The sequence below is a fragment of the Mesorhizobium sophorae genome, from assembly GCF_002270415.1.
Classification (GTDB): Bacteria; Pseudomonadota; Alphaproteobacteria; order Rhizobiales; family Rhizobiaceae; genus Mesorhizobium; species Mesorhizobium sophorae.
The window spans coordinates 550156-574423 of record NZ_NNRI01000013.1; the positions used below are offsets into that span (position 1 = coordinate 550156).

At 61.0% G+C, this 24268-nt stretch carries 17 protein-coding genes and 2 pseudogenes; 12 read left to right on the forward strand and 7 right to left on the reverse strand.

The window, feature by feature from the left end:
- Nucleotides 1–490: 490 nt before the first annotated feature.
- Both CGZ66_RS41555 and CGZ66_RS41560 read left to right on the forward strand, forming a co-directional pair.
- A pseudogene (locus CGZ66_RS41555) lies at nucleotides 491–883 on the forward strand (Orn/Lys/Arg decarboxylase N-terminal domain-containing protein); the annotation flags it as partial.
- Nucleotides 884–931: 48 nt separating this feature from the next.
- Nucleotides 932–2777, forward strand: a pseudogene (locus CGZ66_RS41560) (Orn/Lys/Arg family decarboxylase).
- Between the two features lie 201 nt (nucleotides 2778–2978).
- Here CGZ66_RS41560 and CGZ66_RS21975 read toward each other — a convergent pair.
- The 6 genes from CGZ66_RS21975 to CGZ66_RS21995 all read right to left on the reverse strand — a co-directional run bounded on the left by CGZ66_RS21975 (nucleotide 2979) and on the right by CGZ66_RS21995 (nucleotide 10210).
- A complete protein-coding gene (locus CGZ66_RS21975) occupies nucleotides 2979–3335 on the reverse strand; it encodes a hypothetical protein (protein ID WP_095087748.1) in 357 nt (118 codons plus the stop codon).
- 149 nt (nucleotides 3336–3484) lie between these two features.
- Complete coding sequence (locus CGZ66_RS39255) at nucleotides 3485–3730, reverse strand: hypothetical protein (protein ID WP_143748804.1); 246 nt, start codon at nucleotides 3728–3730, stop codon at nucleotides 3485–3487.
- 572 nt (nucleotides 3731–4302) lie between these two features.
- A complete protein-coding gene (locus tag CGZ66_RS21980) occupies nucleotides 4303–5694 on the reverse strand; it encodes a calcium-binding protein (RefSeq protein ID WP_143748805.1) in 1392 nt (463 codons plus the stop codon).
- A 157-nt stretch (nucleotides 5695–5851) separates the two neighbouring features.
- On the reverse strand, nucleotides 5852–7162 hold the full coding sequence (locus CGZ66_RS21985; protein WP_095087751.1) for an HlyD family type I secretion periplasmic adaptor subunit: 1311 nt from the start codon (nucleotides 7160–7162) through the stop codon (nucleotides 5852–5854).
- Nucleotides 7163–7176: 14 nt separating this feature from the next.
- Nucleotides 7177–8955 carry a type I secretion system permease/ATPase gene (locus tag CGZ66_RS21990; protein WP_095087753.1) on the reverse strand — a complete coding sequence of 593 codons (1779 nt, stop codon included), beginning with the start codon at nucleotides 8953–8955 and terminating at the stop codon, nucleotides 7177–7179.
- 208 nt (nucleotides 8956–9163) lie between these two features.
- A complete protein-coding gene (locus CGZ66_RS21995) occupies nucleotides 9164–10210 on the reverse strand; it encodes an AraC family transcriptional regulator (RefSeq protein WP_245331167.1) in 1047 nt (348 codons plus the stop codon).
- A gap of 497 nt (nucleotides 10211–10707) precedes the next feature.
- Here CGZ66_RS21995 and CGZ66_RS22000 point away from each other — a divergent pair, with 497 nt between their 5' ends.
- Both CGZ66_RS22000 and CGZ66_RS22005 read left to right on the forward strand, forming a co-directional pair.
- A complete protein-coding gene (locus CGZ66_RS22000) occupies nucleotides 10708–11139 on the forward strand; it encodes a universal stress protein (RefSeq protein WP_095087754.1) in 432 nt (143 codons plus the stop codon).
- A gap of 295 nt (nucleotides 11140–11434) precedes the next feature.
- Entirely contained in the window at nucleotides 11435–11728 is a 294-nt protein-coding gene (locus tag CGZ66_RS22005) for an HdeA/HdeB family chaperone (protein WP_095087756.1), read from the forward strand.
- Nucleotides 11729–12127: 399 nt separating this feature from the next.
- On the opposite strand, the gene aspT is transcribed toward CGZ66_RS22005, so the two are convergent.
- The gene (gene aspT / locus CGZ66_RS22010) at nucleotides 12128–13804 is read right to left on the reverse strand and encodes an aspartate-alanine antiporter (protein ID WP_143748806.1); all 1677 of its coding nucleotides are present in this window, start codon (nucleotides 13802–13804) and stop codon (nucleotides 12128–12130) included.
- 122 nt (nucleotides 13805–13926) lie between these two features.
- Between aspT and CGZ66_RS39260 the strand changes: the two genes are divergently transcribed.
- The 8 genes from CGZ66_RS39260 (at nucleotide 13927) to CGZ66_RS22045 (ending at nucleotide 24158) form a co-directional block, all read left to right on the forward strand.
- On the forward strand, nucleotides 13927–14367 hold the full coding sequence (locus tag CGZ66_RS39260; RefSeq protein ID WP_143748807.1) for a hypothetical protein: 441 nt from the start codon (nucleotides 13927–13929) through the stop codon (nucleotides 14365–14367).
- A gap of 180 nt (nucleotides 14368–14547) precedes the next feature.
- Nucleotides 14548–16713: a DUF3141 domain-containing protein gene (locus tag CGZ66_RS22015; protein WP_095087759.1), complete on the forward strand. Its 2166-nt coding sequence runs from the start codon at nucleotides 14548–14550 to the stop codon at nucleotides 16711–16713.
- A gap of 33 nt (nucleotides 16714–16746) precedes the next feature.
- Nucleotides 16747–17700: a phosphate acetyltransferase gene (locus tag CGZ66_RS22020; RefSeq protein ID WP_095087760.1), complete on the forward strand. Its 954-nt coding sequence runs from the start codon at nucleotides 16747–16749 to the stop codon at nucleotides 17698–17700.
- A gap of 5 nt (nucleotides 17701–17705) precedes the next feature.
- Nucleotides 17706–18887 carry an acetate/propionate family kinase gene (locus CGZ66_RS22025; RefSeq protein ID WP_095087762.1) on the forward strand — a complete coding sequence of 394 codons (1182 nt, stop codon included), beginning with the start codon at nucleotides 17706–17708 and terminating at the stop codon, nucleotides 18885–18887.
- A gap of 16 nt (nucleotides 18888–18903) precedes the next feature.
- The gene (gene fabI / locus CGZ66_RS22030; RefSeq protein ID WP_095087763.1) at nucleotides 18904–19689 is read left to right on the forward strand and encodes an enoyl-ACP reductase FabI; all 786 of its coding nucleotides are present in this window, start codon (nucleotides 18904–18906) and stop codon (nucleotides 19687–19689) included.
- A gap of 126 nt (nucleotides 19690–19815) precedes the next feature.
- Nucleotides 19816–20484: a CBS domain-containing protein gene (locus CGZ66_RS22035; RefSeq protein WP_095087765.1), complete on the forward strand. Its 669-nt coding sequence runs from the start codon at nucleotides 19816–19818 to the stop codon at nucleotides 20482–20484.
- A gap of 101 nt (nucleotides 20485–20585) precedes the next feature.
- Nucleotides 20586–21611: an alcohol dehydrogenase AdhP gene (gene adhP, locus CGZ66_RS22040; RefSeq protein WP_095088113.1), complete on the forward strand. Its 1026-nt coding sequence runs from the start codon at nucleotides 20586–20588 to the stop codon at nucleotides 21609–21611.
- Nucleotides 21612–21695: 84 nt separating this feature from the next.
- A complete protein-coding gene (locus CGZ66_RS22045) occupies nucleotides 21696–24158 on the forward strand; it encodes a phosphoketolase family protein (RefSeq protein WP_095087767.1) in 2463 nt (820 codons plus the stop codon).
- Nucleotides 24159–24268: the final 110 nt, after the last annotated feature.

Sequence of the window (24268 nt, forward strand, 5' to 3'; positions counted from 1 at the left end):
ACAAACATACGCCCTGCGCGGGTTGCAGGGCGGCAGACACAGCGTGCATCAGTGTTTTTGCCCGGCGCCGCCCCGGCGACGGGCTCGTCTCCATTCCGTATCAGCGACCGCCAGCCTGCCGCGCGCGGGCGCGAGATTGTTGGCTGGACTTCTTATCCTTACCGCTCGCCGGGTACGGGGCTCAACCTTCACCTGCTCGGAACGAGGCCGTCCAATGCTACGGTAACTTACCTGCCCGATTCTTGATCGTTGCCTCGCTCCAGCGATCAATCTTCGTCGGGAGGAACTAGCGTGACCTCGGTGGCTCCGTGACCTCGGTGGCTCATCGATGTCAGCGCACTTTGGCCGCCGCGGTCAACCTCCACCGCCTTGCAATGACGCCAAGCGCAAGAGGCTCATCGGGAGCCAGCTTGGTTCCCGCCGACGCACAAGGGTGATCAAAGCTTTGAGGGCATAAGACATGCTGGGACGCACGAACATTCAGCTCAAAATGCGCGCTCTGATTGTCGATGACGAGCTGGCGAAGCCAGGCAGCTCACGCGGGCGTGCCGTAGCAGAACTGGTGGAGGAGTTTCGCCACCAGAACGTAGGGGTCGCTGAAGCAACCTCATATGAGGACGGCCTGGCGATCGTGAACTCGGATGCCGGCCTGCACTGTTACTTCGTGGATTGGACGCTGGGAATGAACGACGAGGGCAGTCACGCTGCAGCGACCGAGGTGCTGCGCGCCATCCGGGCGCGCAACTCGCGAGCACCTGTGTTTCTCATGGCCGACCGTGATACCAGGGCTTCGATGACAGTCGAGGCGATGCAGCTCGCCGATGAGTTCGTTTGGATGCTGGAGGACACGGCGACGTTCGTTGCCGGCCGGGCGCTCGCAGCAATCCGGCGGTATCTGGCACAACTTCTGCCGCCGTTTACTGATGCACTTTTGCGTTACAGCCAGTCTGACGAGCACTCCTGGTCGGCGCCCGGCCATCAGGGCGGAATTGCCTTTGCCAAGTCGCCGATAGGGAGGGTATTCTTCGATTTCTTTGGTGAGAACCTATTCAGAACCGATAGCGGGATAGAAAGGGGCAATCTCGGCTCACTTCTCGATCACAGCGGTGAAGCAGAGTGAGGCCTTCATCGCCCGCGTCTTCGGTGCAGATCTATCCTACTCTGTGCTCAATGGCACGTCGGGATCCAATCGGACCATCTTCATGGCCTGCGTGGGCGAGAATCAGTTCGCGCTTTGCGACCGAAACTGCCACAAATCGATCGAGCAGGGGCTGGTGCTTTCCGGCGCCATACCGATCTACATGACCCCGACGCGCAACCGGTACGGGATCATTGGGCCGCTACGGCGCGACAGCTTCAAGCCTGAGGCAATCGCCGCTGCTGTCGCCTCCCACCCGTTGCGCGCGCAGGCAAAGGGCGACAAGCCTGTCTACGCGGTCGTCACGAACTGTACCTACGACGGCATGTGTCTCAATGCCGAGGCAGCCGAGGCCGAGCTGGGCAAAACCATTGACAGGTTGCACTTTGATGAAGCGTGGTATGGCTATGCCCGCTTCAATGCCATGTACGCCGGTCGCCATGCGATGCGGGGCGACCCTAAGACCCGTGCCAAGGATGGTCCCACACTTTTCGCTACGCACTCGACGCACAAACTGCTGGCGGCGCTGTCTCAGGCGTCCTTCATCCACATACGCAACGGGCGTAATCCCGTTGAACACAGCCGCTTCAACGAATCCTTTGTAATCCAGGTGACGACGTCACCGCTTTATTCGCTGTTCGCGTCGAACGAAGTCGGCGCTGCAATGATGGACGGTGAAAGTGGCCGGACGCTTACCCAGGAGGTCATCAGAGAGGCAGTGGATTTCCGCATGGCGCTGGCAAAGGTGCATCGCCACTTTGCGGGCAGGGACGAGTGGTTCTTCCATCCCTGGAACGCCCCGCAAGTTCGCGACACGAAGACCGGTGCAATGGTCGACTTCGCCGATGCCGACCGCGACCAGCTGGCCAACGACCCGGAGGCCTGGGTCCTTGAACCTGGCGCAGCGTGGCACGGATTCGCCGACCTTGAGGAGAACTGGTGTATGCTTGATCCCATCAAGGCAGGCATCGTTACGCCGGGCATGGGTGACGACGGCAAACTGCTGGAGCGGGGCATTCCGGCCCCCGTGGTGTCTGCCTATCTCGGCCGCAATGCCACGATACCCTCACGCACGACTGACTTCATGGTGCTGTGCCTCTTCACCATGGGCATAACGAAGGGCAAGTGGGGCACACTGATCAGCACGCTGCTGGACTTCAAGACCGACTACGACGCGAACGCGCCGCTTTCACAGGTACTGCCGGCAATCGTCGCAGTCGCGCCGGATCGCTACCGCGACATGGGCCTCCGCGATCTTGCTGACGAGATGTTCGAGGCGATGCGGGCGATGCGCGTAGATGCGCTTCAGGCCGCCGCCTTTGGAAACCTGCCCGAGATCGTGACGACGCCGCGTGCCGCATTCCAGCAGCTGCAGAGCGGGAATGCCGAGCTGCTCGAGTTGGACAAGACTGCGGGCCGTGTCACCGCGGTCGGGATCATGCCGTACCCGCCCGGCATACCCATCGTGATGCCCGGTGAGCGCATGGGCCCGGTTGACGGCCCTTGGCTCTCGTTCATCCGTGCCCTTCAGGAATGGGGCGAGCGCTTCCCCGGCTTCGAAAAGGAGGTCGAGGGCGCCGTACACAAGCAAGGCGGTTACCACATCTGGTGCTTGAATGAGGCACACAACCCGCTTTGATCGTAGTCCGAGCAAATAGATGGCTCGCGCCATTGCATCCGAGCTTCGCCGGCGATTAGCTGCTGGTGTCAGAAAGTGCCAGGACCCACGAGCTAGGACCGTATTACATTGCCGGGCTCCGTTGTCCGTGTTCCTCTGCCTGGAGGGCTGCCGCGCCTCGGCGTCAATTGTCGGTTCGCATAGGTCGGTGCTGCGGGTTCGCTAGCCCGATACCCTTCGCCAGCCCGATACCCAGGGTGCATAACCACTTGCCTTCGAGATCCGGCCGAAAAAGAACTCAGACCAGTCGAAATCGTAGCACTTCTGCTGTTCTTTGCGCGTCGCAGCCACGCCCTCCAGCCCAAACTGGTGATATGTTTTTTCGCTTGGCAGCCCTGTGTCCACAGCAACCACCAGCACAGGCAGTAGCGGGCAGCTATGTTTGCGCAACCGGCCAGCTATCACTGTAAGGATTGACTGCCAGCCGTTTGGCAGGTCGCCAAACTTGGCGCTCAACTCTCCATAAGTGGTCTTGCGTCCCACACACGCCGCATGGGCAATGTAGAGGGCGACGTCCAATCGAAATCTATCTGACATTTGGTTTGTCACAAGCTCTATGAAGATCGGGAGCAGTTAGCCTGAATGACCAGCTAGATGGGAACCCTGTGGCACAGCCCGTTGGGTCGCGACGCCAAAATTCTTGCTGATTGGTGCCACTGCGCAGATCGTCATGTGCGAATAGTGCATTCGACTTGCCTGGGCGCCGCCTGACGTCGTGTCCCCGCCAATTTCTTCATGCTTTGATTAATCGGCTCGGAGGACAGCGGCGCAAAGTTGGATCCCTTTGCGCCGCCGCCTCCTCGACGCAGGTGTCCTGCCGTCAGTCGCAGGAACAGGATCGCGAAAACACGTCCCAGTTTCCGCCAGCCGTTCAGCGACTGCGGTTGGATCTTTTCCCTGCGTACCGTTTGCATCGATGATTCGTGCGAATTGATCTTGCAACGTGCGACAAGTATTTGCGCTTAGCTGCCAAGCTTCATAATGTGAGGGTCGAGCGGGTCCGAGAGGTGTGCGCCAGTGGTCGAACAGAGTGCAACGGCCGTTCTAACACCGGCAGCCATACCGACTGCGGTAGGTCTGGCCGCGCGCTTGGCCTCTGCTGAGCTTCCGCGACACAACATCGATCCCGCGCGGTTGCTGACGCGCGCTGGCCTGTCTGCCTACGCGGCGCGTTCTAATGGCCCCCCCGGGGTTTGTCGGTGGCGGGGGTGGGGGTGGCTTATGGGGCCCTGTCAGGCGCGCGATTCGCATCGCCTTCATAGGGTTCAAAGCGAGGCTGGCCGTCTTGCTAGCAGCCTGGCTGCCGAGCCCCTGGGGAAGAAACCAACGCGAATTTGCGGTGTTGCCGTTCGCACCTGCACCCAGCGAACTCGCTAAGGCGGCCTCGGCCGGTGTCCTCCCTCCCGCAGGTGGGGACGCGCTTGATGGGCCCCGCAGCGGTGGGAAGTCAGCGCGGTGAGGAGCTAGAGGCCCCCAAATGGAGGGACTAGATCACCAGGAAATCCGCGTTGGTCAGCGCCAGGTTTGCGGCCAGTGTGGCGAAATGGGTCGAGCCGCCGGCGGCACTGCCGTTGCTGTCATAGTAGAGCCAGCCGGTGTCGGTCTCGTAGATGATGTGGTCGTTGCCGTCACCCGCAAGGCCAGTTGTGTTCTTGACGAACTGGTCGGCCGTCAGCGTGCCGTTGCCGCCAAGCGCTGCAAAAATGGCGTTATCGACCCGGATAGTGTCGTCTACCACCGAGAAGTCTGTGATGCGGTCGACATTGCTCGAGGCGTTGAGCGCCGTCGTAAAGACGAAGCTATCGTTGCCGGTGCTGCCGGACAGCGTGTCGTTGCCGAGCAGGCCGTTGATGACGTTGTTGCCGGAATTGCCGGTGATGACATTGGCGATGGAATTGCCGGTGCCGTTGATCGAGGCCGCGCTGCGCAGCGCCAGGTTCTCCAGTTCCTGACCGGAGAGGTTGAAGGAAACGTAGGCCTGCACGTTATCAGTGCCCTGGCCATTGGCCTCGATCACGTGATCGCCGGCATTGTCGACATAATAGGTGTCGTTGCCGGTGCTGCCGCTCATCGTATCGGCACCGCCGAGACCATTGATGATGTTGTTGCCACTGTTGCCGGTGATGATGTTGGCAATCGAATTGCCGGTGCCGTTGATGTTGGCAGACCCGAGCAGCGTCAGGTTTTCGACCGAGCCCAATACGTGCGCACTGTCGGAGAGGCTGAAGCTGATCGACGACTGCACGGTGTCAATACCGGTCGAGCCGGAGACGCTCTCGTTGACTACGTCGTAAGTGCTGTCAACGACATAGGTATCGGACCCACTGCCCCCGACCATCGTATCGATGCCCGTGCCGCCGTTGAGGTAGTCGTTGCCGGCCATCCCGCTGAGATAGTCGTTGCCGGCCATCCCGCTGAGATAGTCGTTGCCGTCTTCGCCATAGGCGATGTCGTTGCCGGCGTAGCAGTAGATCGTGTCGTTGCCACCGAAGCCGTCAAGTACGTCAGCGTAGTCGCTGCCATAAACGGTGTCGGCGCCGGCCAGCGCTGTCCTAACGATGGCGACGTCATCTGCAGTTGAAGGCGACAGTGCAGCATCTATGATCAAGCTGGCCGGTACGCTGATTCCAGACACATCGATAAGCAAGTCGGACGACCAGTTGCCATACAGGGAATACTCTGTGACCGTGCCGGTGCGCATCGGAACGCCGTTGATGTCGTAAGCGAAGCCGTAGCCCCAGAGCGCATCGATGGTACCATCTGAATGACCGGCGGTGAACCCGCCCGAGTTGCCGTAGTAGCTGTCAGCGTAGAGCAGTTTGCTGAAGTTGAATCCGTTCAACATGTCCAATGGTATATATGTGTCTACGACTGCCAAGATGATCTCCAATAAATTTGAGGGATTGAGAGTTTCTAGTCTGACCAATACCTTTCGCAGGCTGGTCGGTCTTGTCACGTCACGCCAAAAATTTCCGGTTGGCTGCCTAGGGAGCGCCTATGCGACCCATATTCCGGCCCCGGCCAACCGCGGTGCACTATTGTCGGAACGCCCTGTGCATCTGGTCCGACAGCGGCTTCATTGCGTAGGAGAAGACATTGCGCTCGCCGGTCTGGATGTGGACTTCCGCTGGCATCCCCGGCTGCAGCCGTCTGGCATCCTGCAAGCAGGCCTGCAGGTCGTCGACGGTCGTGCGTGCGACGAAATAGGAAGTTTGCCGCTGCGGGTCCTTGATCAGGTCAGCCGACACCCTCTGCACGGTGCCCTCGCATTCGGGCGTCGTGGCAGCGTCGAAGGCAGAGAAGCGGATCGACACAGACTGGCCGGGGCGAACGTCGTCGACGCTGGCCGGGGCGATCATGGCGTCGACCACGAGCCGGTCCTGCTCGGGCACGATCAGCATGATTGTCTCGCCCGGAGCGATGACCCCGCCGACAGTGTGGACGGCAAGCTCCTGCACATACCCTGACTGGGGTGCACGGATTTCGGTGCGGGCAAGCTGGTCCTGCGCGACCACCTTGCGCTCGACCAGTTCGACCTCCTTTCCATCAAGCTCGCGCAACTCCTCGTTAACGTCCTTGCGCATCTCCTCATCGACCTGGAGGGCCTGCAGCTTTGTCTCGCTGATCTTGCCTTCTGTCTCGGCGATGGCGGCCATAAGGCGGCCGGATTCGCCCTTGAGCCGCGACAGCTCGAGCTGGAGTGTGCTTACCCGCTCGAGCGAGACGAGCTTTTGCTCATAGAGCGTCTGAAGGCTGTTGTAGTCCCTTTCGACGAGCGCTGCCGATTTGTCCGTCGCCTCCCGCTGGGCAGTCAGGCCTTCAATTTGCTTCGCCAACTGTTCAGAGCGAACCTCGAGCTGGGCTTTCAGCCCTGTCGAAGCCTTGGTCCGGCTTTGGAACAACGCCTTCTCGCCGGCAACCAAGGCGTCCACATCCGCCTCTCCGGTGCGCCTGGCAAGGCTGTCGGGCAGCTTGATCTCGGGCAAGCCCAGCCGCTCCGCTTGCAGACGCGCCTGGCGGGCGAGCGTGCGGTCATATTGCTGTGCGATGATCTGTAGGTTGGCGCGGGCAGTTGTATCGTCGAGCCGCACAATGGCATCGCCCGCCGAGACGCGGTCGCCTTCGCGAACCAGGATCGCACCAACGACGCCACCAGTCTGGTGCTGGACTTTTTTGGCGCTGCTTTCGACGACAACGGTGCCCGACGAGATGACGGCCCCTGCGAGTGATGTCGTTGCCGCCCACGCGCCGACACCGCCCACGAGCAGGATCGATATCGCCAGGCCGAACAGGATGTTGGCCCTGATGCCTTCGCCGGAATGCGTATTCTTTTCTGAAACGGACATTGAAATCACCGAGGTTACTTTCGATCGTGTAAGGGGACGACAGTCGAGGTCTGCCGCAAGGCCGCATGAGCCGCTGGCTGTTGCGTATGGACTGACGGGCGGGTGATGCTGGCAAGCACTTCTTCCTTCGGGCCGAAGGCCTGTAATGTCCCGCCTGCCATGACCAGCACCTGATCGAGATTGGCCAGCGCCGACGGGCGGTGGGCGACGACGATGACAATGCCGCCCCGCTGGCGCACGCCTTGAATGGCGGCAGCGAGCGCGACATCGCCGTCGGCATCGAGATTGGAGTTAGGCTCGTCGAGCACTACCAGAAAAGGTTCTCCGTAGAGTGCCCGCGCCAACCCGACGAGTTGCCGCTGCCCGGCCGAGAGGGCGCTGCCGCCTTCGCCGATGCGCGTCTGGAACCCATCCGCCAGCCTGAGAATCATTCGGTCGATTCCAGCCGTCCGCGCCGCCGCCAGGATGTCCTTGGGATCGGCGTCCCTGTCGAAGCGGCAGATGTTTTCTGCAACGGTTCCGTCGAACAATTCGATAGCCTGTGGCAGATAGCCGATATCCCGCCCAAGGGCTTCGGGATCCCACTGTTCGAGCGCTGCATTGTCTAGCCGGACCGTCCCGCGCAGCGACGGCCACGCACCGACAATGGAGCGCACCAGGGTCGACTTGCCGGATGCGCTCGGCCCGATAACGCCCAACCCGGTCCCCGCTTGCAGCGTGAAGCTGACGTTCTGGATAAGAGCATTCTGCTGGCCTGGCGCAGTAACTGTCAGGCCTTCGACGGACAGCGTGTGCTGCGGTCGCGGCAGCGCCATCGGCTGACGCTGCTCGAAAAAGGCGTTCAACGTTCTGGATAGCTGTTCGTAGCTTCTTCGCGCAGAGATAAAGCCCTTCCAGTTTGCGAGCGCGACATCGACTGGCGCAAGCGATCGGCCCAGCATGATAGAGGAAGCGATAATGACGCCCGAAGACGCCTCGCCTGCCATAACGAGGTAGGCGCCGAGGCCGAGCATGAGCGATTGCAGCATCATGCGGAACGTGCGTGAAAGCGCGCCGGTCGCACCGATGACGTCGAAAACCCTCCGCTGATCCTGCAGGAAGCGCAGGCTCTGCTCACTCCAGAGTCTGCCGAAGCGGTTGGAGAGGCCCATAGCGCGGATGACTTCGGCATTGCGGCGGCCCGCGTCGGAGCAGGAAGTGCGGGCAACTATCGATTCGGATGCACGCCTTGACGGCGCGCGCGCGAGCCCTTCGGCGACGAGGGTCAGTAGTACGATGACCACTGCTCCAAGCGTCGCTAGGAGCCCGAGTGATGGATGCAGCATGTAGATGATGACGAGGTAGAATGGAATCCACGGCAGGTCGAAGAAGGCGGTCGGACCGCTTCCGGAGACGAAGCTCCTGATCTGGTCGAGGTCACGGATCGGCTGGATGCGCGATCCCTCTTGTCCTGCGCTCAGCGGCAGCAGCAGCGAGGCTGCGAATGCCTTGCCATGCAGCTTCTGGTCGAGTGCGTTGCCAATCCGAACGAGCAGGCGCAGGCGGACGAAATCGAGCAGGCCGTAGACCGCGTACAGAAAGACCGCGATGATGGTGATGCCGACAAGCGTAGGTACACTGTGCGACGGCATCACGCGATCGTAGACCTGTAGCATGTAGAGCGAGCCGGTCAGGCCGAGGATATTCACTATGCCCGAGAAAACGGCCACCGCCGTCAGCGCCCCGGCAAATTGCCGGAACGCAGACTTCAGTTCATTGCCCCGAGTCGCTGCGGCGAACACCTGCAATGCCATGGTATATCCTCGATCCTTCTTCCTGCACCAACCCGAACCGACCGCGTCGAGCCATGTGTGACTGGCCTCAATCCGGTGGGTCTGGCGTTCTTCGCTCATGTGGATGCCTTGTGCACTGACGCAAGGACAGTGGCGGCTGGGCGCAAGTCGTTGGCGGTGCCGATCAACTACATTGGCTGCAACGGCGGCAGCCGCCGCTCAGGATCTGCTAGGACGATGACAAGCCACGCCGGTACTGGGACGGAGTCTTGCCGGTCCAGCGCCGCGCGGCATGACTGAAGGCGCTTGGCTGATGGAAGCCCAGCAGCCATGCGATCTGGGAGATTTGCAGGCCCGGCTCCTCCAGGTGGCGAATGGCGAGATCACGCCGGAGATCATCCAGAATGGCCCCGAAGCTGAGCCCTTCTGCCGCGAGGCGGCGTGCGAACGTCCTCTCGCTCAGCCCGAGGCTGCCGGCCACCTTCTTCGCGCTCGCCTCGGCGTGGGGCAGGAGCGGCGCGATGGTGTTCTCGACTATCGTGCGGAACGGGCCCACGTTGGTGGGCCGGGCCGCCATCGCCTGCTCGCAATTCTCGACCATCAGCCGGTTCAGGAATGGATCGGCGGCCACCAGCGTCCGGTCCAGCAGCGCAGGGTCGAATATCAACTCGTCCGAGTCGGCGCCAAAGTTGACGTCGCAGCCCAGCAGGTTCCGCGCACGGCGCAGATCGCCCGAGCGCTGGTGGACGAAGTTCGCGACGAGCGGAGAAATCCTGTGGCCGACGAGTTGCCGGCAGAGCCGGACGAGCGTCAGTGCGAAGGACTCCATCTGGTGCCGGTCGAGGTGCCGCGGCACGCCTGCATAGGAAAGCGCGAGCCGGAAGGTCGAGCCCTTGTGCATCCGCAAGATCAACGCATGATTCGCCGCCTGGGCGTACCGTTCGAGGCGGCGTAGAGCGTCGCCGAGGCAATGCGACGAGGCGGCGACGTAGTAGAGCATGCCGAGTTCGCGCAGATCGAATTGCTCGGCCAGGGTCAAGCCGAGGAAGTCGTCGCCGAGGGTGCGCGAAGCCTGCTCGAGGAATTTGATCTGCGACCTGACATCGATCCGACCGTCGTGATCGGGGGCGACCGCTGACAGTCCGGCGCGGGCGAGCATAGGGGCCGGATCGATGCCGCGGCGTCGGAGCTCGGCTACTGCGAGGCGCGTGGCCAGGCCGGCCGTAGTCGGCGCCGCTGCGAGTTGTCGGAAAACAGGCTCATTCTGGTCGGCCACGGTCGCCCGGTATCACGACGCGATTAACGCTTTATGAGCCTTTGGCGGCTCAGCGCAAAACTTTGTACCGTGCCGCAAGACGGGTGTGCCCGTAGCCTTTATCCGCGGCGGTCCACAGGACCAACAAAAGCCTGAAGGATTCTCGGCATGCCGCATCAGGCTGGGACATGGCCCCGAGCAGCGTAACGCGAGTTCGAAGGCGGCCTGTGGCGAAGGAGCGGTGTCGCAGCTTCCAGCAGATCGGGCGCTACGGCACGTCATATGGGCATCCGGCGGCGCTGGTTGCCTTCCTCGCCCACGGGCAACAATGCTGCTGCGTGCGTTGCTCCTCGGCGTCGAGCCTGTAATTCAAGTCTGAACGGATGCTGCGCATTGTCTGCTATGTTGGGTGGGCGCGCAACCGGGCGAGCACGCTTGTCGCCGGAATTCATCGATCGACATTTAGTTACTGTTGAGGATGGAAGTGCTAGGCTGTTTGAGATCCAAAGGGGAGCGTCATGCCAAAGAAAATCCTCTGCGCGGTCGATGGTTCAGATGCATCGGACCGGGCCGCCGCCTGCGCTGTCGAACTGGCCAAGGAAACTGGCGCCAAACTCACCTTCGTGCACGTCAACAGCGTACAGCAGGACCGCATCGCGAAACGATGGTTCTGGGACGAGACTCTGTTGTCGGCTATGAACGCCGAGATCCAATCACGATTGGCGAACGGCCAAAAGATCGCGGCCAACCACGGGCTGGCGGATTTCAGCAGTGTCGTTCTGAAAAGCAATCGAGTCTCTTCCGCGATCACTTCCTATGCCAAGGAAAAGGAGTTCGACTATATCGTGATGGGAACCGGAGTGACGAACGACATGGAACGACTCTTCCTCGGTTCGGTCGCCACGGAAGTTGTATCGGGGGCTCACTGCCCCGTGACGATCGTTCGCTGAAGGGCGGCCTCGCAAAGCCGCTCGCTCGCTACGGCGCTGTTGAGGGCGCGCTCGCGAGCAGCTTCGCTACCGACGAGCTACACCACCTGAGGGGACGCGACCACGGCGCGTCAATCTCACCAATATGTGATGGTGCGTATCCCCCATATTCTGACACGATACCGCAGTCGGAGCGCGCTCTTTCTGCCCCGTCCCGCTTCGGCTAGGCCCGCGCATTTCACTGGAACGCAGGCCTTTCGGTGCCATCTTCGAACAGCCCAAGGCGGGGGGCGCTTTACGGGAGGACAGCTTGACCATGAAACGCTATTTTGCGCTGCCAATCGCAGTTGCAACCATCGGTTTGGCCGGCCAGGCAATGGCCAAGGAATTGGACATGTCGAAGCTCACCTGCAAGGAGGTCCGAGCTATGAAGGCCGGCAAGGTTGCTGCTATCGCCATGTGGATGAACGGGTATGTCCATGGCAAGGAAGGCAACACCATGGTGGATGGTGACAAGGCGGAGGCCAATGCAGCCAAAGTCGGGGCCTATTGCAAAAAGAACGAGACTGCCACGCTGGCGGACGCGATAGGCGCGGTCAGCAAGATGTAGCGGAAGGCCGGGCGAAGCGTATTGACGCGGCGGTCCTGCCTCCGTAGATTCTGGGGCCAACTCAGAAACGTTTTAGGCTCGCCTAATCCACAGGCGTTCGTCCCTCGCATGTCTGTTGAAGATCGGCCCTCCGATCGGGGCCCGCGTCTCCGCAAGGCGCGGGCTTTTCTGCGACTGGGACTAAGGTCCGTCTTGCGCGCGAAGCGACGCGCCGTTTCTTTGAGCGGACGTTGCTGCTGATCCATGTCAGTCCCTTTCGCAGCTCAGCTAGTTCCAGTTGGCAACTGGAAGACAGCCCCCACAATGAGGGACCTTGATCGAAGCCTACGACGCGACTGCATCGAGCATTTTTGCGCGGCTCTGCGGCCGATCCGCCCGTGCAAACGAAAAATGCTTCCGTTAGCGAAGGACATCGATGATGACGGTGCCCCAGAGCGCCAACAGCACGTTGCCCACGGCATAAGGCACTCCGTATCCAAGCGTCGGAATCTTGCTGTGCGCTGTCTCCTGGATCGCCGCCAGCGCTGGTCCGGAAGTCCCCGCCCCGGCGCAAATGCCAAGCAGGATGGCGGGATTTATCTTCATCAGCCTGTGTCCAACCAAGACTGTGATCAGGTGCGGTAACATGACCACGCACAGGGCAGCGAGCACCAGCGAGACGCCGGAGTCAACCAGGCCCGTGAAGAAGCGCGGCCCAGCGGACAGGCCCACGACCGCGATGAACGCGGTAAGCCCGAGCGAATCGAAAATCCAGAGCGCAGCCTCCGGAATTCCCGCGAAAGAACGGCGCGTTGCCCTTAACCAGCCGCACACCAGTCCGCCCAACAACGCACCTACGCTGGTGCCGAGCCCGATCTCAAGACTGCCGAAATGGATTGCCGGCAAGCCCACAAGAGCGCCGATAAAGATCCCCGCCGACACGACGATCATGTTGGTCGCGCTTGTTGGCCGGTCGGCGTAGCCCAGATACTTCGTCGCCTTGGCAACGTGGCGCTCGAGGCCGACAATCGTGAGGACGTCGCCGCGATTCACCACGGTTGCTGGCGCAATCGGCAATTCATGGCCGCCCCGGGTCATCCGGCGAAGGAAGATTCCACGTGCATCGGGCTTGTCGGCGAGGTCGGCGAGGGTCTGGTCCGAAACTTGCGAGTTGGTCACGACGATATCAACCGCGGTCGCCGGAACCCCCAACATTGCCTCGTCTTCGACCTCTATAAATGGGCGCATTTGTTCACCGACAAGATACTCACGGCGGCCAGAAACGGCGATCACATCTCCCTTGGCTAGAGTGAGATCAGGGGCGGACTCGATCACTCGCCCATCGCGCCGGACCTGCTCAACGAACAGACGGGCGCCTACCTGAGCTTCTATTTGTGCGACTGTCTGGCCGGCGAGGTTTACGGGAATTCGGAAGGCTCTTAGCTCAAAGGAACGGCGCGCGGAAACCAGATCCGATACCATTTCCTGCGCGCGCCCCATCTCGGCTTCCAGCTTTTGGCATTCAGCAGCTATATCCACTGCCATGATGCGTGGAGCGAGATTGGACAGAAACCATGTGACGCCGATGATCCCGACAAGATAGGCGACGGCGAAGGCAGTGGCGACATTGGCGGTCAGGATTGAGATCTGCTCGGGAGACTGGCCCATCCGTCGGATCGCGTCGCCCGCCGTTCCTACGGTTGCAGACTCGGTCAGGGCGCCAGCCATCAGTCCGGCTGCCGTTCCCGCGTCAAACCCAAACAGAACGGAGAGAGCGATCGCTATGACAAGCCCGCTGCCGCACAGGATTGCTGTCAGCGCCAGTTGCGGCAATCCCTCCTTCTTCAGCCCGGAGAAGAATTGTGGGCCGACTCTGTAGCCAATGGAGAAGAGGAAAAGCAGGAAGAATGTGGTCTTGAGATCGTCCGAAACCGAGACGTGAATTTGTCCGATCAGGACACCAGCCAGCAGTGTTCCAGTGACTGCGCCAAGAGTGAAGTTGCCGATACGCACGCGCCCGGCAGCATAGCCGAGTGCCAAGGTCAGGAATATGACCATTTCGGGATGTGTCTGCAGCTTTGAAACGAGCCAGTTCACATGCCCACACTACATTACGCCGGACTGCGATCCAGCCCCGTCAGTGACCCTCGAGAAAGACATAAACCTCCCAGCTTCGAATTCGTAGCAGAATTTCGCCGGGGCAACGCCACGCGGTGCCAATGGTGGGTCAGCATTGCAGTTTCTGCCGTCGCGGCGAGGGGTATCTGGCAGTTCTTGGTATCGGCGGGGATCTCGATCTCGGCGAGAGCCCGGGCATCTTCCCCTTGCAGGTTGAAGTCCTGCAACACCCCGGTAGCCTACGGTTGACCCGCAGCGGTGGCGTCAATGACGTGCGCGACCCTGCTCTTGAAAATCCTCCCGGCACGGCCGTGAAGGCGATCTCGGCATCGTCACCGGCCCGGACGCGCTGCAGCGAATTCTGTTGGCAGGCTCCGATCAGCTTCTCGTCGCCGCTGCCCCCGTTGATGAACACAATGACCGGACGTAACGGCGCCGGAACGACACACATTCCCGGACGAAGCCCGACCTGGGTCACGAAGCCGGCGGTCGGCGCACGCACTGCACAACATTGCTCGACGACACGGCACACAAGTCGGTGAAGAAGATTGCTCCGTTGACCATTCCCCATCGGGCTCGCCAGACGATGTCATTCCAGCGTTGCACTGGTGTGCGATCTGTAAAGGCGGTACTTAGAAACAAGGCGTTGCTGCCCACCTGACCACGGAGTTTCCCGCGAGCCGAACTGCGTTCCGCCCCCTAGACATCTCAAGAGGTGATCCATGACCAGCCTGCCGACCCCCGACGATGCTCTAGCCTATGCGACGGACGCCGGTCAGCGCGCCGTGCTGTTCATGGACGTGATGCGCCAACGATCCGAACAAGCGGCAGCGCACAATGCAGAAACCGTGCCACACGTGCTGAGCTTCGACGCGGATTTGGTCTGTGACGGACGCAACCTGCCACGGCCGGTGAACTACCTTCTGGTTCGTATCCAGCCGCCCGGGAGCGTGGTGATCGACCCCATAAAACGCCCTTTCGTGGTGGTGGACCCGCGCGCCGGTCATGGACCAGGCATTGGAGGATTCAAGGCCGACAGCGAGATCGGCGTGGCGCTGAAGGCGGGGCACCCCTGCTATTTCGTAGGCTTCTTGCCCGATCCGGTGCCCGACCAGACGATCGAGGACATCGCGATGGCCGAGGCAGCCTTCCTTGAGTGGGTCATTGCCCTGCATCCCGATGCCGAGGGCAAGCCCTGCGTGATTGGCAACTGTCAGGCTGGTTGGGCGGTGATGATTCTGGCGAGCCTCCGTCCCGAGCTATTCGGACCGATCATCATCGCGGGTTCGCCACTTTCCTACTGGGCGGGGGTCGAGGGGCAGTATCCGATGCGCTATTCGGGCGGTCTTCTCGGGGGAAGCTGGCTGACGGCGCTGACGGGCGACTTGGGCGCAGGCGTATTCGACGGCGCTTGGCTCGTGACGAATTTCGAGAACCAGAACCCCGCCAACACGCTCTGGAGCAAGCAGTACAACCTCTATTCTAAGATCGACACCGAGGCCGAGCGCTATCTCGGCTTCGAGAAATGGTGGGGCGGGCATGTTTCTTTGAATGCTGCGGAGATGCAGTTCATCGTGGATGAACTGTTCGTGGGCAACAAGCTCGCCGCGGGCCAGATCACCACCAGCGATGGCACGGCGGTTGACCTGCGCAACATCCGCTCGCCCATCGTGGTGTTCTGCTCGAAGGGTGACAACATCACACCGCCGCAACAGGCGCTGGGCTGGATCCTCGACCTATACGATAGCATCGAGGAAATCCGCGCGCATGGGCAAACTATCGTCTACACGATACATGAAACCATCGGGCATTTGGGCATTTTCGTCTCGGCCGGAGTGGCACGGAAGGAGCATGATGAGTTCGCCTCGAACATCGACCTGATCGATGTGCTGCCGCCTGGACTTTATGAGGCAGTGTTGACCCCGCGCGGCAGCGACGCCATGGCTCAGGGAGACTGGGTGATGCGTTGCGAGACGCGCACGCTGGAGGACATCCGTGCGCTGGGTGGCAATACGGTGGAAGAGGAACGCATGTTCGAAGCCGCCGCCCGCGTGTCGGAGGTGAACCTTGCGCTGTACCGGACATTCGCACAGCCCTTCGTCAAGGCCGTGGTGACGCCCGAGGTGGCGCAAGTGTTGAAGGCGCTGCATCCACTGCGCATTCAGTATGATCTGTTTGGGCCGAATAACCCCTTCATGGGCTGGGTTGGCGCGGCGGCCGAGAATGCTCGTGCAGACCGCCGACCGATGTCTGTCGATAACCCCTTTCTTGCCCTGCAGGAGAAGATATCGAATGCAGTCGTCGAGGGGCTGGAGGGCTACCGCAAGGCGATAGAGCGGATCTCTGAGGATAGCTTCCGCCGCATCTATGGCAACGAGGCGTTCCAAAAGGCCCTTGGCCTCGACACCACCTCGGACCAGCGGCCTCGCCGTGCGGCTAAAAGCCTGCTGCACCGGGAACTGACGGAACAGCGCATCGCCAGCCTGCGCACGGCCATGGCTACAGGAGGGCTGCGGGAGGCTGGCATCCGGGCATTGCTCTATGTGGGTAGGCCTCGAGGCGCGGTGGACGAGCGCGGCTTCGAGGCGATCCGCCGCCTGCGCCGTAATGATGCGGCGCTGAGCCTGCACGAGTTCAAGGCGACGGTACGGCAACAGTTCCTGATGCTGGTGATCGACGAGGAAGCGGCGATAGCGGCCCTGCCTGGTTTGCTGCCGCCTGACGAAGCCAAACGTCTCGCGGTGCTCGACATGCTGCGCGGCGTGCTGGCGGCGGGACCGCCGCTGGATGGCGAAAGCGCCCGGCGGTTGGAGCGTGTGACCGAGATCTTCGCGCCGCCAACTGCCTCGGCCCCCCGCCGGGCGGTAGCAGCAGCAAAGACCGCCTGAGAGCGCCTCGAGGAAGTAGAGGAGAACGGCGGCGTGACCGACCTGACAACGGCCGCAAGGTCAAAACATCACATACTGATCGACGCGGCCAATGAGCTGCCGCCCGCTCCCACGCTGGTGGTGCATCCATGCGATGCCACCTCGCTCCGGGGCGCAATCGAAGCGCGGGATGCGGGCCTGATTCTGCCGATCCTTGTCGGTCCTGAGAAAAAGATCCGGGATGCGGCGGGGCAGGCGGAGATCGAACTGACAGGGGTCGAGATTGTTGACGTTCCGCACAGCCATGCCGCCGCCGCAAAAGCGATCGAACTAATCCACGCCGGCCGAGGCGAGCTTTTGATGAAGGGCAGCCTGCACACTGACGAACTGATGCGCGAGGTCACTGCCTCGGCCTCCGGTCTTCGGACGGGGCGGCGGATCAGCCATGTATTCATCATGGACGTGCCCGGCCATGCTGAGACGCTGTTAGTGACCGATGCCGCGATCAATATCTTCCCCGATCTGGATACCAAACGCGACATCATCCAGAACGCGATCGACCTATGCCACGCCCTGCGGATCGAAGTGCCGCGTGTGGCAATCCTTTCGGCGGTCGAGACAGTAACGACCAAGATCCCCTCGACGCTGGAAGCGGCCGCCCTGTGCAAGATGGCCGACCGGGGTCAGATCACCGGCGGCTTGCTGGAGGGGCCGCTGGCCTTCGACAATGCCATCGACCCCGAGGCCGCGCGGATCAAGGGCATCGGCGGACCGGTGGCGGGTCACGCGCAGATTCTGGTGGTGCCGGATCTTGAGTCCGGAAATATGCTGGCCAAGAACCTGACCTTCATGGCCAAGGCCGATGCGGCAGGCATAGTTCTGGGTGCGCGAGTGCCGATCATCCTGACCAGCCGAGCGGATACGGTGCGGACGCGCCTTGCCTCGGCCGCGGTGGGAACGATCCTCGCCGCAGCGCGGCGCGCGAGCACGCTCCTGCCCAAAGTGTGACGCGCATGGATGTGATCCTTGTTCTGAATGCCGGTTCGTCGAGTCTGAAGTTTCAGATTTTCGCCGTGGGCCCAACCGGGCTCGAACGGCAGATAAAAGGCCAGATCGACGGCATTGGCGTGCATCCTCGCTTTCGCGCCGCAGATGCCGCGGGCGCAACGATGATCGACGAGCGACTCGAGGTGCAGGCAATTCCAGATCTGCCCGCCGCGACCCGCGCACTGAAAGTCTGGCTGCGAGGACTTTCGGGTTATTCGCTGCAGGCGGTCGGCCATCGCGTGGTACATGGCGGGCCGGATTATTCCGCTCCCGTGCGCATCGACGAGGTCGTTCTGGAGCGGTTGCGAGCCTTCGAGGCGCTGGCCCCGCTGCATCAGCCTAATAACTTGGCGCCTATTCGCCTGGTGCGCGAGCTTGCCCCCGACTTACCGCAGGTAGCCTGTTTCGACACGGCCTTTCACCGCAGCCATCCGGCGGTGGCCGATTTCTATGCAATCCCCCGGGCCCTGCATGACGAAGGCGTGCGGCGCTACGGCTTTCATGGCCTGTCCTACGATTATGTCTCGCAGCGCCTGCGCGTCGTGGCCCCTGAGATCGCGAAAGGTCGCGTAGTCGTGGCGCACCTGGGCAGCGGAGCTTCAATGTGTGCGCTGAAGGCCGGGAAGAGCGTGGACAGCACCATGGGCTTCACCGCGCTGGACGGTCTACCGATGGGTACGCGGCCGGGGCAGATCGACCCTGGCGTAGTACTGTATCTAATTGGCCAGAAGAGGATGACTACCGCCGAAGTATCGAGCCTCCTTTACACGGACTCCGGCATGAAGGGTCTCTCGGGTGTGTCGAACGACATGCGCGACCTTCTGGCCAGCACCGATCCCCGCGCGGTCTTTGCAATCGACTATTTTGTGCAGCGCTGTGCCGTGAGCATCGGCGGGCTAGCGGCTGCGATGGATGGCGTGGACGCGCTGGTCTTCACCGCGGGCATCGGCGAGAACGCGCCGGGGATCCGCGCCCGCATCGCGGCCAGGCTGGGCTGGCTAGGGGCGGCCCTCGATGAGCAAGCCAATGCCATCTCCGCCACGGTAATATCTGCCCACGGTTCGGCGCTGCGCCTTATGGTGGTGCCTACCGATGAAGAATTGATGATCGCACAGCAGACCCTGGCTTTGCTGCCCCCGACAATTTGATCAACCGGAGACAGAGATGACCCTTCCCTCCGCCAAGGCAAAGCTGCTTGAAGGAAAGCGCGGCCTGATCGTCGGCATCGCCAACGACCAGTCGATCGCTTGGGGCTGTGCCCGTGCCTTCCGTTCTCTCGGAGCCGAGCTTGCGATCACCTACCTGTCTGACAAGGCCAAGCCCCATGTCGCCCCGCTTGCGCGCGAGGTCGAGGCCAAGCTGTTCCTGCCGCTGGACGTGATGCAGGAGGGACAGATGGAAGCGGTATTTGACCGCATCGCGCAGGATTGGGGCAAGCTGGATTTCGTAATCCACTCCATCGCGTTTTCGCCAAAGGACACTCTGCAGGGCCGGGTCACCGATGCCCAGCGCGACGGGTTTCTGAAGACAATGGAGGTGTCATGCTGGTCATTCCTACGCATGGCCCATCTGGCCGAGCCACTGATGCAAGAGGGCGGCACGCTGTTTACAATGACCTATTACGGCGCACAGATGGTGGTCGAGAACTACAACATCATGGGCGTCGCCAAGGCAGCGCTGGAAAGTGCCGTGCGCTACGTGGCAGCAGAACTGGGTCCGAAGGGCATTCGCGTCCATGCGATATCGCCAGGCCCATTAGCCACCCGCGCGGCTTCGGGGATCGCAGAGTTCGATCTGCTGCTGGACAAGGCCCGCATCAGGTCGCCCGCACGCAAGCTGGTGACGATCGACGAGGTGGGCGCGACCTGCGCCTTCCTCGCTCTGGATGCCGCGCGGTCGATGACCGGGCAGGTGATCTATGTGGATGGTGGCTATCATATCGTAGACTGAGGCAGAAGACGCAGCGCGGGTATGCGACCGGCCCCGGTTGGTGATTCAGGTTGTCGATTTGCAGCAAGAGGTTTAACTTCGTAGAGCAGAGGTCGGTGCTGAATCCGTATCGGAGTTGCAACCGAGATGCTCGTCAAAGATGAAATGACGACTGAGATCGTCAAAATATCACCTGATAACAGTGTCCGGCAGGCAGCCAAAGTCATGCTGGATAATCACGTCAGCGGCATCCCGGTCGTTGACGATGACGGTCATCTCGTCGGCATTATCAGCGAAGGCGACTTGATCCGAAGAACGGAATTGGGAAGCGGAGGGGTCGCGTCGCCAGCCGAGATGGCCATGCCTGCCGAAGAGAGAGCCAGCGCATATGTGAAACGCAGCTCGTGGAAGGTGGGCGACGCGATGACGCATGACCCAATCACAATTGATGAGGAAGCCCCACTGACGCAAGTGGCAAAGCTAATGCAGGAGCGTGGCATAAAGCGCATTCCGGTGACAAGAGCTGGTGAACTGGTCGGCATCGTTAGCCGAGCGGACCTGCTCCGGGTAATACTTACGGCCAAGCGTGATGAAACAGCAGCAGGCGATGATGCCATTCAGCGCAGCATCGCGATCCGCCTCGGAGAAAACACCGGTCTGGAGGGGCTCGACGTGAAAGTGATCGTCGATGACGGAATCGTGCATCTTTGGGGTAATGTCGAGACCACAGAATGCAGGAGAGCCGCGCGGACCGTCGCAGAAAGTGTTCGCGGAGTCAGAGGTGTCGTCGAGCACTTTTCCCAATCTGGTGCGTGACGACGGCAAAGGTATCTGAGGCCCAATTCCCTCGCTCCCAGATTTTATGCGCTGAAGCAATGCATTGCGTTGCGGACGTGTTCAAACGGTGGAGACAAATCATGGCACAGACTATGAAGGCGGCGGTCGTACGAGCCTTCCGGACACCACTCGTCATTGAGGAGCTGGAGGTTCCAAGTCCGTCGGCCGGACAGATCGTCGTAAAGTATGAAGCGACCGGCGTCTGTCACACAGATCTCCATGCGGCAAGTGGTGACTGGCCGGTGAAGCCCATTCCACCCTTCATACCAGGGCATGAGGGCGTCGGGTTCGTCTCCGCGGTGGGAGCGGGTGTAAAGAGGGTAAAAGAAGGTGATCGCGTTGGCGTGCCCTGGCTGCATACCGCCTGTGGTTACTGCCCCTATTGCCGAACCGGTTGGGAAACTCTGTGTGCATCCCAGTCGAACACTGGATATTCCGTGAATGGGACCTTCGCACAATTCGGACTCGCTGATCCTGAGTTTGTGGGCCAATTGCCAGACAGCCTTGACTTCGGACCAGCGGCTCCAGTGCTGTGCGCCGGCGTAACCGTCTACAAGGGGCTGAAAGAAACCGAGGTCCGCCCTGGCGAGTGGGTAGCTGTTTCAGGAGTGGGCGGCCTAGGTCATATGGCGATTCAGTACGCCAAGGCGATGGGTATGCACGTGGTCGCAGCGGACATATTCGAAGACAAGCTGGCCTTGGCCAGGCAACTCGGTGCGGACATTACCGTCAATGGCAAGGAGAAGGATGCCATCGGGCAGGTCCATAAGGCCACGGGCGGGGTCCATGGAGCGCTTGTGACGGCGGTTTCACCGGCGGCGATGGAACAGGCCTTTGGATTCATGCGGCCGAAGGGAACGATGTCTCTTGTCGGCCTTCCGCCCGGGAAAATTTCGCTGCCTGTTTTCGAGACTGTGTTGAAGCGTATCACCATACGCGGCTCGATAGTGGGAACACGTCAAGACCTCGATGAATCGCTTCAGTTTGCGGCAGAGGGCAAGGTCGCCCCTCATTTCTCTTGGGACGAGATGGAAAATATCAATGATATTTTTCACCGCATGGAAGAAGGCAAGATTGACGGTCGAATTGTTATGAGGCTGGGCTAGTTCACGCCCGAGGGCAAACCGTTGAGCCAATCTGCGAATTTGGAGCATTTCGCGAAAAAGTCTGACTTTATGAGGAGGCCCGCGATGGCATCGGTTCAGAAGGCAAAGGTCCAACAGCGTTCAACGGACGAGACCCTAACAACAAGCGCCCTGTCTGCGGACGAGCTTCGCTTGATCGATGCTTATTGGCGGGCTTCCAACTATCTCTCGGTTGGCCAAATCTACCTCCTCGACAATCCGCTTCTAACTGAACGTCTGAAACGCGAGCACATTAAGCCACGTCTGCTTGGTCACTGGGGAACGTCTCCGGGATTGAACATGCTTTATGTTCACCTCAACCGGATCATCAAACGCGACGATCTCAACATGATCTACGTCATCGGCCCTGGCCACGGTGGGCCGTCGTTGGTCGCTCACGCGTACCTCGAAGGCACTTACAGCGAGTTCTACCCGAATATCAGCCAGGATACGGAGGGCATGAAAAAGCTGTTCAAGCAGTTCAGCTTCCCCGGCGGTATTCCGAGCCACGTTGCGCCCGAGACGCCCGGCAGTATTCACGAGGGCGGTGAGCTTGGATACGCCTTGAGCCATGCCTATGGCGCAGCCTTCGACAACCCGGACCTGATCGTCGCCTGCGTCGTGGGCGACGGCGAGGCTGAAACCGGCCCGCTCGCGACCGGGTGGCATGGCAATAAGTTCCTCAACCCGGCCCGCGACGGTTGTGTGCTCCCGATCCTCCACCTCAACGGTTACAAGATCGCGAACCCATGCTTTCTCGCCCGCATCCCAAAAGAGGAACTGCGGAAGTTCTTCGAAGGCATGGGCTACGCGCCATACTTCGTCGAGGGGCACGATCCGGCCGACGTCCACCAGCAGCTGGCAGGCGTGCTCGACACTGCAGTGGCCGAGATCAGGCGGATCTGGGCTGAGGCACGCAACAAGGGCAACCTGAAGCGGCCTGCCTGGCCGATGATCGTTTTTCGCACGCCGAAAGGATGGACGTGCCCGGAAGAGATCGATGGCAAGAAGTGTGAAGATTATTGGCGTTCACACCAGGTTCCCATGGGCGAAATGGACAAGCCGGAGCACATCCGAATTCTCGATAAGTGGATGAAGAGCTACCGACCTGAAGAGTTGTTCGATGACGATGGCCGGCTCAAATCCGAACTGGCGGCGCTGGCCCCCACGGGCCATCGCCGCATGAGCGACAATCCGCATGCTAACGGCGGACTGCTCCTCCGCGACCTCAGGATGCCTGACTTCCGCGACTACGCGGTCGACGTACCCAGCCCGGGGACTGTCATCGTGGAGTCCGCGCGGACGATGGGCAAATTTCTGCGCGATGTCATGAAACTCAATCTGGACAGCAAGAACTTCCGCCTTTTCAGTCCGGACGAGAACAACTCCAATCGCTGGCAGGATGTATTGGAGGTCACGAATCGTTGCTACATGGCCGAGATATACCCGGAGGACGACCATCTCTCGCCGGACGGCCGCGTAATGGAGGTTCTCAGCGAGCACCAATGCCAGGGATGGCTCGAAGGCTACCTGCTGACAGGCCGCCACGGTTTCTTCTCCTGTTACGAAGCCTTCATCCACATCATCGATTCGATGTTCAACCAGCACGCCAAGTGGCTGAAGGTGTGCAACCACATCCCGTGGCGACGCTCGATCGCATCGCTGAACTACTTCCTCAGCTCGCACGTGTGGCGGCAGGACCACAACGGCTTCAGTCACCAGGATCCGGGATTCCTCGATCATGTCGTGAACAAGAAGGCGGAGGTGATCCGGATCTATCTACCGCCGGACGCGAACACCCTACTGTCTGTGACCGACCACTGCCTGCGCAGCCGCAACTACGTCAACGTCGTCGTGGCTGGCAAGCAACCGGCGCCACAGTGGCTGAGCATGGACGAGGCCATCAAGCATTGCGACCAGGGGCTTGGCATCTGGAAGTGGGCGAGCAACGATGAGGGCGTTGAGCCGGATGTCGTCATGGCCTGTTGCGGCGATGTACCGACCTTGGAGACGTTGGCCGCCGTCGAGCTTATCCGCAAGCACCTGCCGGACCTAAAGGTGCGTGTGGTCAACGTGGTGAACCTGATGAAACTGCAGCCTCGGAGCGAGCATCCGCACGGGTTGTCGGACCGCGATTTCGATGCGCTTTTCACTAAAGACAAGCCGATCATATTCGCATTCCACGGCTACCCGTGGCTAATCCATCGTTTGACCTACCGCCGGACGAACCACTACAACCTGCACGTTCGGGGATACAAGGAGGAAGGCACGACGTCGACTCCGTTCGACATGGTGGTGCTGAATGACCTCGACCGGTTCCATTTGGCGGAGGACGTGATCGACCGCCTGCCGCAGCTAGGCGCTCGCGCCGCCTACTTCAAGCAGGCGATTCACGAAAGGCTGATCGAACACAGGCAGCACATTGAACGGTACGGCGATGACATGCCGGCAATCAGCGGCTGGAAGTGGGGTATGAAAGGCACTGCAAAAGCCCCCCGGAAAACCTCCACGGAAGGAGACAACCTCTAAGAGGGAACAGATCGGTCGGAGGAGCACAGCGCGGTCCAATTTCTATGTCGGCGATTGAAGCAAAGCGGGGGCTGCAGGCAATCGCGATGGTTGGGCCAAGCGCATCACCG

Coding starts and splice junctions, on each gene's coding strand:
- CGZ66_RS39255 (WP_143748804.1), bottom strand. CDS start 3,730: ATGCAAACGGTACGCAGGGAAAAGATCCAACCGCAGTCGCTGAACGGC.
- CGZ66_RS21985 (WP_095087751.1), bottom strand. CDS start 7,162: ATGTCCGTTTCAGAAAAGAATACGCATTCCGGCGAAGGCATCAGGGCC.
- CGZ66_RS21990 (WP_095087753.1), bottom strand. CDS start 8,955: ATGGCATTGCAGGTGTTCGCCGCAGCGACTCGGGGCAATGAACTGAAG.
- CGZ66_RS22000 (WP_095087754.1), top strand. CDS start 10,708: ATGCCAAAGAAAATCCTCTGCGCGGTCGATGGTTCAGATGCATCGGAC.
- CGZ66_RS22005 (WP_095087756.1), top strand. CDS start 11,435: ATGAAACGCTATTTTGCGCTGCCAATCGCAGTTGCAACCATCGGTTTG.
- CGZ66_RS39260 (WP_143748807.1), top strand. CDS start 13,927: ATGGTGGGTCAGCATTGCAGTTTCTGCCGTCGCGGCGAGGGGTATCTG.
- CGZ66_RS22015 (WP_095087759.1), top strand. CDS start 14,548: ATGACCAGCCTGCCGACCCCCGACGATGCTCTAGCCTATGCGACGGAC.
- CGZ66_RS22025 (WP_095087762.1), top strand. CDS start 17,706: ATGGATGTGATCCTTGTTCTGAATGCCGGTTCGTCGAGTCTGAAGTTT.
- fabI (WP_095087763.1), top strand. CDS start 18,904: ATGACCCTTCCCTCCGCCAAGGCAAAGCTGCTTGAAGGAAAGCGCGGC.
- CGZ66_RS22035 (WP_095087765.1), top strand. CDS start 19,816: ATGCTCGTCAAAGATGAAATGACGACTGAGATCGTCAAAATATCACCT.
- adhP (WP_095088113.1), top strand. CDS start 20,586: ATGGCACAGACTATGAAGGCGGCGGTCGTACGAGCCTTCCGGACACCA.
- CGZ66_RS22045 (WP_095087767.1), top strand. CDS start 21,696: ATGGCATCGGTTCAGAAGGCAAAGGTCCAACAGCGTTCAACGGACGAG.